Source organism: Achromobacter sp. SLBN-14 (genome assembly GCF_006715415.1).
Taxonomy (GTDB): domain Bacteria; phylum Pseudomonadota; class Gammaproteobacteria; order Burkholderiales; family Burkholderiaceae_B; genus Achromobacter; species Achromobacter mucicolens.
Genome location: NZ_VFNE01000001.1, coordinates 5,223,263 through 5,235,891, shown reverse-complemented (window position 1 = coordinate 5,235,891; position 12,629 = coordinate 5,223,263). Strand labels below are relative to the sequence as shown.

At 66.7% G+C, this 12,629-nt stretch carries 11 protein-coding genes; 6 read left to right on the top strand and 5 right to left on the bottom strand.

The window, feature by feature from the left end; all coding sequences use genetic code 11:
- Position 1 precedes the first annotated feature (1 nt).
- Entirely contained in the window at positions 2 to 928 is a 927-nt protein-coding gene (locus FBY20_RS23990) for a LysR family transcriptional regulator (RefSeq protein ID WP_056318314.1), read from the bottom strand.
- A 111-nt stretch (positions 929 to 1,039) separates the two neighbouring features.
- On the opposite strand from FBY20_RS23990, the gene FBY20_RS23985 reads away from it, so the two are divergent.
- Together FBY20_RS23985 and FBY20_RS23980 are read left to right on the top strand one after the other, a co-directional pair.
- Positions 1,040 to 2,461: a M20 family metallopeptidase gene (locus tag FBY20_RS23985; protein WP_056318312.1), complete on the top strand. Its 1,422-nt coding sequence runs from the start codon at positions 1,040 to 1,042 to the stop codon at positions 2,459 to 2,461.
- Positions 2,462 to 2,478: 17 nt separating this feature from the next.
- Positions 2,479 to 3,462, top strand: a complete 984-nt coding sequence (locus FBY20_RS23980; RefSeq protein WP_056318309.1) for a tripartite tricarboxylate transporter substrate binding protein — start codon at positions 2,479 to 2,481, stop codon at positions 3,460 to 3,462.
- Between the two features lie 51 nt (positions 3,463 to 3,513).
- On the opposite strand, the gene FBY20_RS23975 is transcribed toward FBY20_RS23980, so the two are convergent.
- The 3 genes from FBY20_RS23975 to FBY20_RS23965 form a co-directional block, all read right to left on the bottom strand.
- A complete protein-coding gene (locus FBY20_RS23975; RefSeq protein WP_255452466.1) occupies positions 3,514 to 4,035 on the bottom strand; it encodes a YSC84-related protein in 522 nt (173 codons plus the stop codon).
- Between the two features lie 176 nt (positions 4,036 to 4,211).
- Positions 4,212 to 6,587 carry a catalase gene (locus FBY20_RS23970; protein WP_142054987.1) on the bottom strand — a complete coding sequence of 792 codons (2,376 nt, stop codon included), beginning with the start codon at positions 6,585 to 6,587 and terminating at the stop codon, positions 4,212 to 4,214.
- 12 nt (positions 6,588 to 6,599) lie between these two features.
- Positions 6,600 to 7,214, bottom strand: coding sequence for a hypothetical protein (locus FBY20_RS23965; protein WP_056318301.1), 615 nt, complete (start codon positions 7,212 to 7,214; stop codon positions 6,600 to 6,602).
- Positions 7,215 to 7,520: 306 nt separating this feature from the next.
- On the opposite strand from FBY20_RS23965, the gene FBY20_RS23960 reads away from it, so the two are divergent.
- The 4 genes from FBY20_RS23960 (at position 7,521) to FBY20_RS23945 (ending at position 11,096) form a co-directional block, all read left to right on the top strand.
- Positions 7,521 to 7,871 (top strand): DUF3325 domain-containing protein, encoded by a 351-nt coding sequence (locus tag FBY20_RS23960; RefSeq protein ID WP_142054984.1) that lies wholly within the window; start codon positions 7,521 to 7,523, stop codon positions 7,869 to 7,871.
- A gap of 161 nt (positions 7,872 to 8,032) precedes the next feature.
- A complete protein-coding gene (locus FBY20_RS23955; RefSeq protein ID WP_142054982.1) occupies positions 8,033 to 10,027 on the top strand; it encodes a ribonucleoside triphosphate reductase in 1,995 nt (664 codons plus the stop codon).
- Positions 10,028 to 10,120: 93 nt separating this feature from the next.
- Positions 10,121 to 10,303, top strand: a complete 183-nt coding sequence (gene nrdD, locus FBY20_RS23950; RefSeq protein ID WP_056318292.1) for an anaerobic ribonucleoside-triphosphate reductase — start codon at positions 10,121 to 10,123, stop codon at positions 10,301 to 10,303.
- On the top strand, positions 10,269 to 11,096 hold the full coding sequence (locus FBY20_RS23945) for an anaerobic ribonucleoside-triphosphate reductase activating protein (RefSeq protein ID WP_062840971.1): 828 nt from the start codon (positions 10,269 to 10,271) through the stop codon (positions 11,094 to 11,096). Before nrdD ends, FBY20_RS23945 begins: the two co-directional genes overlap by 35 nt.
- Here FBY20_RS23945 and FBY20_RS23940 read toward each other — a convergent pair.
- Entirely contained in the window at positions 11,087 to 12,505 is a 1,419-nt protein-coding gene (locus FBY20_RS23940; protein ID WP_142054980.1) for a PLP-dependent aminotransferase family protein, read from the bottom strand. The genes FBY20_RS23945 and FBY20_RS23940 overlap by 10 nt on opposite strands.
- Positions 12,506 to 12,629 lie beyond the last annotated feature (124 nt).

Genomic DNA, 12,629 nt, shown 5'->3' with positions numbered 1-12,629 from the left:
CTCACGCGTCGCCCTTGTCCGCATCCGGCGCGCGGGGCGTGGCGGTGAGCCGCTGCGCCATGAACTCCAGGAACTCCTTGGCCAGCGGCGGCAAGGTGCGCCCCTGCAGCGTCACCGCCTGAATGCTGCGCTGGCGCATCTCGGGGTTGCTGAAGGGCACCGCGGCCAGCGCAGCCCCCTGCGGGTCGCCCATCAGCGTCAGGTAGCCGGTCAGCGCCACGATGCGGCTGCCCGGCAGCATGGGCAGGAAGGCCGCCGAATTGTTCGATACGTAGGCCGGCTCGATGTGCAGCCCGGCGTTGGCGCAGGCGTTGTCGAACAACTGCCGGACGGTCGTGCCGGTATCGCCCACCGACACCGGCACCTCCGCCAGGTCGCGAAGGCTGACCGTGCGGCGGCTGGCAAGCGGATGCCGCCGGCACATCACCGCGTACACCGGGGCCCGGGTCAGCAGCTCGGTCTTGAGCCGATCGTCCTGCGCCACCGTGTAATGCAGCGCGATCTGGGACAGTCCCTCCAGAATCCGGCGAATCACCTCTTCCGGCCGGTCCACCTGCAGATGAAAGCGCGCCTCGGGCCGCATTTGCTTGAAGTCGGCCATGCACATCGGCATGAAACGGTGCGCGAAGCCCTCGCTGCAGGCCAGCCGGATGGTGACGTCGCCCAGCGCACTGCGCCGCCGGATCTCGGTGGTGACGCGTTCGGCCTCCAGGGCGGCGGCCCGGGCGTAGGCGGCCAGTTGCAAGCCTGCCTCGCTGAGCTCCATGCCGCGCGCCTGACGCTCGAACAGCACGATGCCCAAGCTGTCCTCCAGCTTGGCGATCTGCCGGCTCACGGCGGAAGCCGCCACGTGCAGGGCCGCCGCCGCGCCCGCGATCGATCCGCAGCGCGCGACTTCCAGGAAATATCTGAGGCCTAGGGAAATCATGGGGGCTCCCGAAGACATGCCATTTAAGCAACGCAAAAGTGCGAAATATCTAATTGTGGCACGTTAAGAAGCGCAATAAATTTGTGCTTCCAACCCGCACCGAGAACCGCCATGACCCGCGAACAAGCCATTCTCCACGCCGTACAAGCGTATGACAGCGGCGTCCTTCTGGACACCCTGGCGCGCCGGGTCGCATTTGCGACCGAAAGCGAAGTGCCCACGCAGGCCGCGGCGCAGCATGCCTACCTGAAGGACGAACTGGTTCCGCGCCTGTCGGCGCTGGGCTTTTCCTGTGAGGTGCACGCGAATCCGGCCGGGGTGGACCTGCCGATCCTGGTCGCGCGCCGCATCGAAGCGGCCGAATTGCCCACGGTCCTCATGTACGGCCACGGCGACGTGGTGCGGGGCAACGCCGCCAAATGGGAATCCGGCCGCGACCCCTGGCAGCTCAAGGTCGAAGGAGACCGCTGGTACGGGCGCGGCACGGCCGACAACAAGGGTCAGCATTCGATCAACCTTGAAGCGCTGTCCCGCGTCATTGATGCGCGCGGCGGCGCGCTCGGTTTCAATACCATCTGGCTCATCGAAACCGGCGAGGAAGCCGGCTCGCCGGGCCTGTCCGACTTCTGCAAGACGCACCGCAATCTCCTGGCCGCCGACGTCTTCATCGCCAGCGACGGACCGCGCCTGAACGCCGCCCGGCCCACGCTGTTCATGGGCTCGCGCGGCGCGATCAATTTCGAACTCAGGGTGCGGTCACGGGACCGCGGCTACCACTCCGGCAACTGGGGCGGACTGCTCGCCAATCCGGCCATCCGCCTGTCGCACGCCATCAGCTCGCTCGTGGACGCCAACGGGCGCATCGCCGTCCCCGGGCTGCGTCCCCCGCCCATCCCCGCCGCGGTCGCCCAGGCCCTGGCCGACCTTGAAGTCGGCGGCGGGCAAGACGATCCGGCCATCAACACGTGGTGGGGCGAACCCGGCCTGACCTCGCCTGAAAAGGTGTTTGGCTGGAACAGCCTGGACGTGCTGACCTTCGGCGCGGGCGACCCGGCCAAGCCCGTGAACGCCATCCCCCCCGAAGCCGTGGCCTGGTGCCAGTTGCGCTTCGTGGTGGGCACCGACTGGCGCGGCCTGCAGGATCACGTGGTCGATCATCTGCGCCAGCGCGGCTTTGACGACGTGGACGTGCGCATCGGCATGCAGGCCGGGGCAACGCGCCTGTCGCCAGACACCCCGTGGGTACGCTGGGCCGCCGCCTCGCTGGAACACACCACCGGCAAGCGCCCGGCGCTCCTGCCCAACCTGGGCGGCTCCCTGCCCAACGACATCTTTGCCGACCAGCTTGGCCTGCCCACCCTGTGGGTCCCGCATTCCTACCCCGCCTGCGCGCAGCACGCGCCCAACGAGCATCTGCTGGGCAGCGTCGCCCGGGAAGGCCTGGCCATCATGGCCGGCCTGTTCTGGGACCTCGGATCCCAGGGCGCCGACGTCCTCGAACAAGCCTGCGCCCAATCGTCCACTTACGCCTGACAAGACCGAGCCCCGCCATGACCGCCAGATTTCGCACCGCCCTGTTGGCGTTGACCCTTGCCGCCACCGCCGCCCACGCCCAAGACGCCCACGCGGCCTATCCGGACCAGGCCATCAAGATCGTTGTCCCCTTCACACCCGGCGGCGCCACCGATGCGGTGGCGCGCCTGCTTGCCACCAAGCTGTCGGGAAAGTTCGGCCAGCCCGTCATCGTTGAAAACCGCCCCGGTGCGTCGACCCTCATCGGCGCCGAAGCGGTCGCCCGCGCCAAGCCGGACGGCTACACGTTGATGCTGTCGGGCAGCACAACCTACAGCGTCCTGCCGGCACTCAAGCCCGCATTGCCCTACGATCCCGTGCGCAGCTTCGAGCACGTGGGCATCGTCGCGATGGCCCCTGTCGTGCTGCTGGCGCAGAATTCGCTGCCCGCGGCCACGCCTCACGAGGCGGCCGAACTCGCGCGCCAGCAGACTGCCAAGGGCGGCCTGATGTACGGCACGTTCGGGCCGGGATCCGCCCCCCACCTCACGGGCGAAATGTTTGCCCAGGCAGCCGGCGCCAAAATGGTGCCGGTTCCCTACAAGGGAAGCGCGCAGCTCATCACCGCGCTGATCGGCGGCGAGATCGCCCTGGCCGTGGACACGGTGTCGGCGTCGGCGGCCCAGGCGCGCGCCGGCAAGGTCCGCGCGCTGGCCGTCACCGGCGATCAGCGCATGCCGCAATTGCCGGACGTGCCGACCTTCGCGGAAGCCGGCATGGCGGATGTGTCGTTCGTGGGCTGGTACGGCCTGGTCGCGCCGGCCCAGACGCCATCCACCGTCATGCACACGCTGAACCGGGCCATGACGGAAATCATGCACGACGAGCAAGTGCGCAAGAGCGTATCGGACCTATCGCTCAATCCCGTCTTCCTGCCCGGCCAGGCCTTCAGGGACCAGATCACGATCGAGATCGCCAGATTCAGCGCCGTCGCCCAGCGCGCAGGCATTACGCTTGAGTGACCGCAACACGGGACGCCCACCGGCGTCCCGCCTGCTTTGCGTGCCGCGCCGTCAGTCCGGCACCATGCTGCTGATCTTGGATCCTTCCAGCCCCATCCCCGCCATCAAGCCCTGCTCGCCAAACGGCACCGCGTACACGTCCTGCGTCAGGGTCGTGGTCGAGATGCTGGCAGCGTAGCCCTGGTCGACCACGACCAGGCTCGGGCCGGCGCCCAGCGCCCAGCCGTCGCTCTGGTTCAGATACGCCAGCGCGGGCTCGTTCATGAAGAACAGCGCGTACGAGAACTGATGCGCGCCCGCCTGCAGTCCGAACGACAGCGCCGAGATCGAATAAAAGCCCTCGACCTGACCGCGCCGGATCAAGGCGCCCGAGCCGCGCTCGCCACCCACCAGGAAACCGCCCTTGATGATGTTGGGAAACACCAGCACCGCAACAGCCTTGTCGCCCAGTTGGCGGATGCGCGGGTCCTGCGTGTAAAGCTGCTCCAGCGCCGCCGTTGCGTCGGCGCTTATCTCCGCCGCCGACGCCGCCCGCGCGGACGGAGAGACGCTGATCAGGGCGGAAAAAGACAAAAGGCTGGCACAAAGCCAGCCAACGAATTTCACAGGCAACACGGACGCTCGGTTCATACGGCCTCCCCGGTTAGACAGGGCGAGCGCCCGATGCGCTCGCCCGACCTGCCGGCTCAGTATTCGAGAGGCGTCCCGCAGGTGTCAATGGTCCTTGCTTACCCGTGCTGCCGCGCCCCTCATACCTTGGGCGGCGTCGTCTCCCGTTCCGGATGGCGATGTTTGCCCAAGGCGGCAATGAACGCTTGCGGATCCTCGCCGCCCAGCAGCAGTCCGCCATCGTTCGGATCGGGGTCGATGCCCGCCGCGGCGTACACCTGAACGCCGTCGCCGACACCCATCAGCGTCTTGCCGTGGCGATAGGCATCGCGCAGGAACTCCAGGGCCCGTCCGTCGGCCGCCAGGCGTTGCACGGCGTCGGCACCACCGACAACCACCGCGCCGTCAAACACCACGGACGGATGGTTGTCCAGCGACGCATCCGCATCGAACGCGCCGCCCTCGCCGGTCTGCATCGGACCAATGCGCTGGCCCACCAGCCGCACGACGGCGCCTGCCTGCATGAGCGCGTCGGCCACGGCGGACAGCGCCTTGCCGTCCACGCCTTCCGCCGCCAGGATGGCGACCTTGCGCGTCGCCACGCCGCCGTCGCCAGGGCGGGCGGTCAGCGACAGCGAGGGCGACACCTGCACTTCGGGCTTGGGCGGATTCTTCGTCGCGCGCGGCAACGGATCCGGCAAGGGCATGCCGATTTCATCGGCCACGCCCTGCGCCAGTTCGTCCGACACATTGCGCAGGGAAGCGACCATGCGCTCGCGGATCTGCGGCACCGTCACCTTGCTGAGCTCGAACGCGAACGCGTCGATGATGTGCTTGCGTTCCCAGGCGGTCTGGCTGTCGTAGAACAGCGTGGCCTGGTTGTAGTGCTCGGCAAATTTTTCCGGATGTCCGCGCAGTTCGTCGCTTGTCACCGGCTCCGGAAACGACACGAACCCGTCCATTCCCGCCTGGAACGGACAGCCGCCGGCAAGGGAATTGGGCTCATAGGACACGCGGCCGCGATGAATGGTCTGGCGATGCATGCCGTCGCGCTGGTTGTTGTGCACCGGCGCCAGCGGCGCGTTGATGGGGATCTCGTGGAAGTTCGGACCGCCCAGGCGCGAGATCTGCGTGTCGACGTAGGAATGGATGCGGCCAGCCAGCAGCGGGTCATTCGTGAAGTCCACGCCGGGCACCACGTGCGCGGCGCAGAAGGCCACCTGCTCGGTCTCGGCAAAGAAGTTGTCGGGGTTGCGATCCAGCACCATGCGGCCGATGGGCACGACCGGCACCAGTTCCTCGGGCACGATCTTGGTGGCGTCCAGCACGTCGAAGCTGAAGCCTTCGGCCTGGTCTTCCGTGAAGACCTGCACGCCCAACTCCCATTGCGGACCATGACCCGCGTCGATGGCTTCCCAGAGGTCGCGGCGGTGATAGTCGGGGTCAGCGCCCGACACCTTGACCGCCTCGTTCCACACTTGCGAATGCGTTCCCAGGATGGGATTCCAGTGGAATTTCACCAGGCGCGATTCACCCTGCGCGTTGACGAACCGGAACGTGTGCACGCCAAAGCCCTGCATCATCCGGTAGCTGCGCGGGATCGCGCGGTCCGACATCACCCACATCAGCATGTGGGTGGACTCGGGCATGAGCGACACGAAGTCCCAGAAGGTATCGTGCGCGGACGCGGCCTGCGGCATGCCATGGTGCGGCTCGGGCTTGACCGCGTGGACCAGGTCCGGGAACTTCATCGCATCCTGGATGAAGAACACCGGCATGTTGTTGCCCACCAGGTCCCAGTTGCCCTCGTCGGTATAGAACTTGACCGCAAAGCCGCGCACGTCGCGCGCCGTGTCCTTGGATCCGCGCTCGCCCGCCACCGTCGAAAAGCGCACGAACACCGGCGTGCGCTTGCCGGCCTCGGCAAACAGCGACGCGGCGGTCAGGTCGGTCAGCGGCTTGTAGCACTCGAAGTAGCCGTGGGCCGCAGAGCCGCGGGCGTGCACGATGCGCTCGGGAATTCGCTCATGGTCGAAGTGCGTGATCTTCTCGCGAAGGATGAAATCCTTCAGCAGCGCCGGCCCGCGCAGGCCAGCCTTCAGCGAATGCTGGTTGTCGCTGACGCGCACGCCCTGGTTGGTGGTCAGTTCCTGGCCGCCGCCGTCCGCGCGCACGCGCGGCAGTTGGCCGTCGACACGATTCACGCCCGGGGTCGCGGCGTCGCCGGTCTTGTCCGACACTTCCTTTTCAGACAGAGAGCTTGCGCCGACGGCGGGGTCCACGGCCCCCACGTGCGCGCCGGCGTACGGGCAGCGCGCGGCCTGCTCGCCGTACTCGGCTTCCTTGTTGGTGTTATGGGGCATCGCGCCCACGGTGGCGCCCACCGCTGCCGCGCGCTTGAGCGCGGGGTGGCTCGGCTTGCCGGCCGGACCGCTTGCGGGACCGCTGTCGGTGTTCATGTAGGCGGTATCCAGTGCACCGCCCTGGCCGGCCTTGGCTGGCTTTTTGCTTGCCATGAGTCTTTCTCCTTAATGGGTCAGCATCGAGTCGCGCGCCTGTTCGGCGCGGGATGCGCCAATGGCGGTCTCGACCTTCTTTACTTCTTCGGGCGGCGGCAGCACGGCGGGGAAGCCGAGCGACTCGATCCACAATTCGCGCGACCAGCCCTGCGTGTGATAGAGGTGGTGGTCCTCGTCGGTAGCCACCGCGTCGTAGGCCTGCTTGAGGACCTTGGCCTGCTCGCCCGACTGCTGCTCGGCAATCAACCCGATCAGCGACCAATTGGCGTGGTCCTTGGTTTCAGCCAGCACCACGCATTCGGTGGCCACGAGCTGCGCGGCTTCGGGATCGCCGGCCGAAATGGCCATCTTCATGGCCTTCACCAACGATTCGCCCAAGTGCCGCACCACGTCGCGGCCCGGCGACTTGGCCTGCGGGTCGAGCTTCAGTTGCTCGAAGACGGTCAGCAGCACGCGGCGATGCGTGCGCGTTTCTTCCAGATAGCCCAGCCATTCCTTCTTCAGGTCTTCATTGATGGCACACGACACCGCGGTCTCGTAGATGGCGAGGCCGCCAATTTCGGTTTCCAGGGCCTGGTACAGCAGTTCCTTGATCTGATCGGCGTTTCCGGCTTTGCGCTTCATGGTCGGGCTCCTTGTGGTAGGTCATCAACGATCCGCACGCGGCGATCGTTCCGGATGGAGGCGCGAACCCAGCAATTGCCGTTCCTGCGATGGAAAAGCGCCTGCAAACGCCGCGCAGACGGGCCTTGCGGGGCGTCGCGGAGGCCGACCAATCCGCACACGTTCCGCATCGCCCGGAAGAAAATACAAAGCCCCGCGCGCCGGACGCGCCGCCGATTCCCGTAGAATCAGGGTCGTTACCCATCAAAGCGCTAGCGCGCCGCACCCTCACACAGGGTCGGCAACTTGCGCAAGACGTGCAGCCGCATGACCCTGAATGACCTCTGCGCCATCGCGATGGCCTTGCTGCTGACTTACGCCGGCATGGCTTGCCTGGCCCTGGCCACCCCCCGCCACTACCACCAGGTCTGGACGCGCAATCCCCGCGCGGCCCACACGCGCGTGCTGCGCGGCGCTGGCGCACTGCTGATGGGGCTGGCGATCCTGCCTTGCGTCGGACTGTGGGGCGATGCGCTGGGCATGATGGTGTGGCTGGGCTGGCTCTGCGCGGGCGCGCTGCTGTGGTTTGGCAAACTGTCCTGGACGCCCCGGCCTGCCGCAGGCGCCGCCGCCCTGGCGGTGGCGATATCCCTGCTGGGCGTCGGCATCGGGTTTTGACGGTGTTTTACTGAGCACCTGGCCGCGCCCCATCGCCGCATTGCGCAATTTCGCAGACGATTTTGCCTATTTGACGCCGGTCAACCTGCGCCCAGATGCCGACCATTCAGCACCATATGTGGTGGTAGAGTTTTCGAACTCCACTACATATGGTGCCAACAATGGAAATCCAACACATCCTCAAGCGCGACGGCCGCGTCGTTGCATTCGATAGCGAGAAGATCGCGCAAGCCATGGCGGCGGCGGGCCAAAGCACCGGGGAGTTGGACCTGCAAGGCGCACGCGCCCTGACCGGCACCGTCATCGCAAAGCTGGACGGCAATGTCTGCCCCGGCGTCGAAACCATCCAGAACCGCGTCGAGGAAGCCCTGGTCCAGGCGGGCCATTGGCGCACGGCGCGCGCCTACATCGTCCACCGCGAGCAGCACGCCCGCCTGCGTTCCCTGCGCCACACGCTGGTCGACGTGGAAAGCGCCATGGAAGAGTATCTGGAACAGCGCGACTGGCGCGTAAATGCCAACGCCAACCAGGGATACAGCCTGGGCGGCCTGATCCTGAACGTGGCCGGCAAGGTCACCGCCAACTACTGGCTGTCCAACGTCTTCACGCCCGAAGCCGGCCACGCCCACCGCGAAGGCGACATTCACATCCACGACCTGGACATGCTCAGCGGTTACTGCGCCGGCTGGTCGCTGCGCCAGTTGCTGACCGAAGGCTTCAACGGCATCCCGGGCAAGGTCGAATCCACGCCCCCGAAGCATATGTCGGCCGCCATCGGCCAGATCGTCAACTTCCTGGGCACGCTGCAGAACGAATGGGCCGGCGCGCAGGCATTCAGTTCGTTCGACACCTACATGGCGCCCTTCATCCGCCGCGACGCGATGACCTACGCGGACGTCAAGCAATCCATCCAGGAACTGATCTTCAACCTGAACGTGCCCAGCCGCTGGGGCACGCAGACGCCCTTCACCAACCTGACCTTCGACTGGACTTGCCCGGCCGACCTGAAGGACCAGATCCCGTACGTGGGCGGCGAGGAAATGCCGTTCTCCTACGGCGACCTGCAAGCCGAAATGGACATGATCAACCGCGCCTACATCGAGGTCATGATGGCCGGCGACGCGAAGGGCCGCGTGTTCACGTTCCCCATCCCCACCTACAACATCACGCCGGATTTCGACTGGGACCACCCGAACACCGAGCGCCTCTTTGAAATGACGGCGCGCTATGGGCTGCCCTACTTCCAGAACTTCCTGAATTCCGACCTGGAACCGCACATGGTGCGCTCGATGTGCTGCCGCCTCCAGCTCGACCTGCGCGAACTCTTGAAGCGCGGCAACGGGCTCTTCGGCTCGGCCGAGCAGACCGGGTCGGTCGGCGTGGTGACCGTGAACTGCGCCCGCCTGGGCCATACGTGCCGCGGCGACGAGGCACGCCTGATGGAACGCCTGGACTATCTGCTGGCGCTGGGCCGCGATGTCCTGGAAACCAAGCGCAAGGTGGTGCAGCGCTACATCGACCAGGGGCTCTACCCCTACACCCGCCGCTACCTGGGCACGTTGCGCAACCACTTCAGCACGCTGGGCGTGAACGGCATCAACGAGATGATCCGCAACTTCACCGACGACGCCGAAGACGTGACCACGCCCGCCGGCCACGCCTTTGCCGTGCGCCTGCTGGATCGCGTGCGCCAGCGCATGACCGAATTCCAGGAAGAAACCGGCCATCTCTACAACCTGGAGGCCACGCCCGCCGAGGGCACCACATACCGATTTGCCCGCGAAGACCGCAAGCGCTATCCCGGCATCCTGCAAGCGGGCACGGACGCGCAGCCTTACTACACCAACTCCAGCCAGTTGCCGGTGGGCTACACGGACGATCCCTTCCACGCGCTGGAACTGCAGGAAACGCTGCAAGGCAAGTACACGGGCGGCACGGTGCTGCACCTGTACATGAACGAAGCCGTGTCCACCGCCGAGGCCTGCAAACAGCTCGTGCGCCGCGCGCTCACCAATTTCCGCCTGCCCTACATCACCGTCACGCCCACGTTCTCGATCTGCCCGAATCACGGTTACCTGGCCGGGCACCACGAGTTCTGCCCCAAGTGCGACGCGGAGCTGCTGGCCAAGCAATCGGCCTGCTGCACCCCGGCGTAGCGTTTCCGGACCCGGACCGGCGCGTGGCCTCCCGGCGCGCGCTGTCCTTCACCCGCCGGGCATGCGTCCGGCATTCACTCCCGAGGAAATCTCATGCAAACCTTGACCGCCCCCGCCGCCACGTCCGCTCCCGCCGTCCAACTGGACGACAGCCAGCGCGTGCGCTGCGAAGTCTGGACCCGGGTGATGGGCTACCACCGCCCGGTTTCTTCCTTCAACACCGGCAAACAGGGCGAATTCAATGAGCGCCGCTTCTTCGTCGAACGCAGTGCCTGAAGGCGGCTCGCCCGTGGGCGCTTCGCAGGCCGGCGGCGCCGGCCGGCCCGCCAGCCAGGCCGTGCGCCTGCTGACAGACCGGCCAGCCTATGCCTCGCCGCCCCAGCCCGTCATCCAGCCCCTGCCCCGGCACTCGCCCGCGGTCGGGGGGCTGGTCCCCTTTTCCACCGTGGACTGGCCGGGCCAGCTGGCGGCGGTCGTCTTCATCTCGGGGTGTCCGTGGCGGTGCCACTATTGCCACAACACCGAGCTGCAGACGCGCGCCGCACGCTATGACTGGCGCGAAGTCCGTGCCTTCCTTGAAACCCGCAAGGGCCTCCTGGATGCGGTCGTGTTCTCCGGCGGCGAGCCCTTGAGCGAACCGCGCCTGCCCGCCATGATCCGCGACATCAAACGCATGGGCTACCGCGTGGGCCTGCACACCGCAGGCATCTATCCGTTGCGGCTGGCCGACGTGCTGCGCCATCTGGACTGGGTGGGCATGGATATCAAGGCGGACGCCAAGGGCTATGACGACATCACGGGCCGCCGCGACTCGCAGCGCCCGGCGCTCGCGTGCCTGACGCAGTTGCTATCGGCCGGCACGGACTTCGAATGCCGCATCACCTGGCATCCGGACTGGCTGGACGAACCGCGCCTGATGACGCTGGCGCGCGAACTCTCGCGCCGCGGCGTGCGCCAGTTTGCGGTGCAGGCGGCACGCGCCGCGCCCGGCGCCCCGGTTGCCCGCGCGCTCAGCAACCAGGCGCAGGCAGAGCTGCGGCAAACCTTCGAGGAATTTGCCTATCGCTGAGCCAGGTGCGCGGCCAGGGTGGCATGAAACCGCGGGGACACCACGGCGCCTACATTGCAGCGGGACCACGGCGACACCGCCTTGGGGTCCACGCTAAACACGCGGCCCGGCGCCATGATGACCTTTTCGGGCATCAGCGCCTCGGCCAGCGTCAGCGAGTCCCGCACGCCCGGAAACGCCGCCCACAGGTACAGCGAGCTGGTTGGCCGCGTAAACACGTGGGCGCCCAGCGCGTCCAGCACCTGCAAGGCCTGTCCGGTCGCGGCCTCCAGCCGTTGACGCAGCCGCACCAGATGCCGCTCGTAATGGCCCTCGCGCAGCATCACGTCCACCATGCGTTCGCAGTATTCGGAACTGCTGACATGCACCAGCGCCTTCAGGTCGGCCAGATCGCTGGCCAGTGCCGCATTGCAGGCGATGAAGCCCACGCGCAGCGCCGCCGAGAATGACTTGGAGAAGCTGCCGATGTACAGCGTGCGCTCAAGCTGATCCAGCGCCGACAGCCGGACGGAGGACGTGGGCTTGAAGTCCGCCAGCGGATCGTTCTCGACCACCATCAGGTTGTAGCGCTCTGCCAACTGCAGGATCTTGTAGGCCTTGGCCGGCGACATGTCCGAGCCTGTCGGGTTGTGCGCGATCGATTGCGTGAAGAAAAGCCGCGGCTTTTCGCGCTGCAGCAATGCTTCCAACGCCACCACGTCCGGCCCGTCGGGCAAGCGCGGCACACCCACCATCCGCACCCCGGCCAGCTTCAGCTTGCCAAAGAGCGGGTAGTAGCCTGGGTCATCCACCAGCGCCGTCGACCCTGGCGGCAGGAAGTACCGGATCACCAGGTCCATGGCCTCGTTGGCGCCATGCGTAAGCACCAGTTGCGACGGCGCGGCGTTGATGCCCACATCGCCCAGCTTGCGCACCAGGCTTTCGCGCAGCGGCGCGTAGCCGAAACGGCTGCCATAGCGGAATAACGCCCCGAGCCCCGTGCGCACCACCTTCTGGTGGTAGCGGTCCATGCGCATGTCCGCCAGCCACTCCACCGGCGGAAATCCATCTCCCACGGCAACCGCGTCCGGCTGGGTCTTGAGCTGCTCGCGCATGAGCCACACGATATCCATCGCCCGGCTCAGTTGCCCCGGTTCCTCGTCCGCCGCGGGGCGCGCATGGTCGACGTCCAGCACGTAAAAGCCAGAGCCGCGCCGCGGCTCCACCAGCCCGCGCGCCACCAGCATTTCAAATGCCACGACGACCGTGTTCTTGGCATAGCGGTGCAATTGCGCCAGCTCGCGCAAAGACGGCAACTTGTCGCCGGCGCGATAGACGCCGTCTGCGATCTGCTGGCCGATCAGGTTGGCCAGGCTTTCGGCGATGGGCGCCGGGCGCTGCGGCCTGCCAGGCGGATTGGCGTCTGCCACGTTGGGATCCCCATGAATGCGTTGCCGAAAATTGGTGCAGTGCAATGGTACTGTTTGCCCAAACTGTACCTCTGAATAGCGGTACAGTTTACCTAGAATCAGGCCACTCGATTCTTATACGGAG

Excerpts from the sequence above, each read along its gene's own strand:
- nrdD (WP_056318292.1), top strand. The coding sequence starts at position 10,121 with ATGCAAACCTTGACCGCCCCCGCCGCCACGTCCGCTCCCGCCGTCCAA.
- FBY20_RS23960 (WP_142054984.1), top strand. The coding sequence starts at position 7,521 with ATGACCCTGAATGACCTCTGCGCCATCGCGATGGCCTTGCTGCTGACT.
- FBY20_RS23945 (WP_062840971.1), top strand. The coding sequence starts at position 10,269 with ATGAGCGCCGCTTCTTCGTCGAACGCAGTGCCTGAAGGCGGCTCGCCC.
- FBY20_RS23955 (WP_142054982.1), top strand. The coding sequence starts at position 8,033 with ATGGAAATCCAACACATCCTCAAGCGCGACGGCCGCGTCGTTGCATTC.
- FBY20_RS23980 (WP_056318309.1), top strand. The coding sequence starts at position 2,479 with ATGACCGCCAGATTTCGCACCGCCCTGTTGGCGTTGACCCTTGCCGCC.
- FBY20_RS23970 (WP_142054987.1), bottom strand. The coding sequence starts at position 6,587 with ATGGCAAGCAAAAAGCCAGCCAAGGCCGGCCAGGGCGGTGCACTGGAT.
- FBY20_RS23985 (WP_056318312.1), top strand. The coding sequence starts at position 1,040 with ATGACCCGCGAACAAGCCATTCTCCACGCCGTACAAGCGTATGACAGC.
- FBY20_RS23965 (WP_056318301.1), bottom strand. The coding sequence starts at position 7,214 with ATGAAGCGCAAAGCCGGAAACGCCGATCAGATCAAGGAACTGCTGTAC.
- FBY20_RS23990 (WP_056318314.1), bottom strand. The coding sequence starts at position 928 with ATGATTTCCCTAGGCCTCAGATATTTCCTGGAAGTCGCGCGCTGCGGA.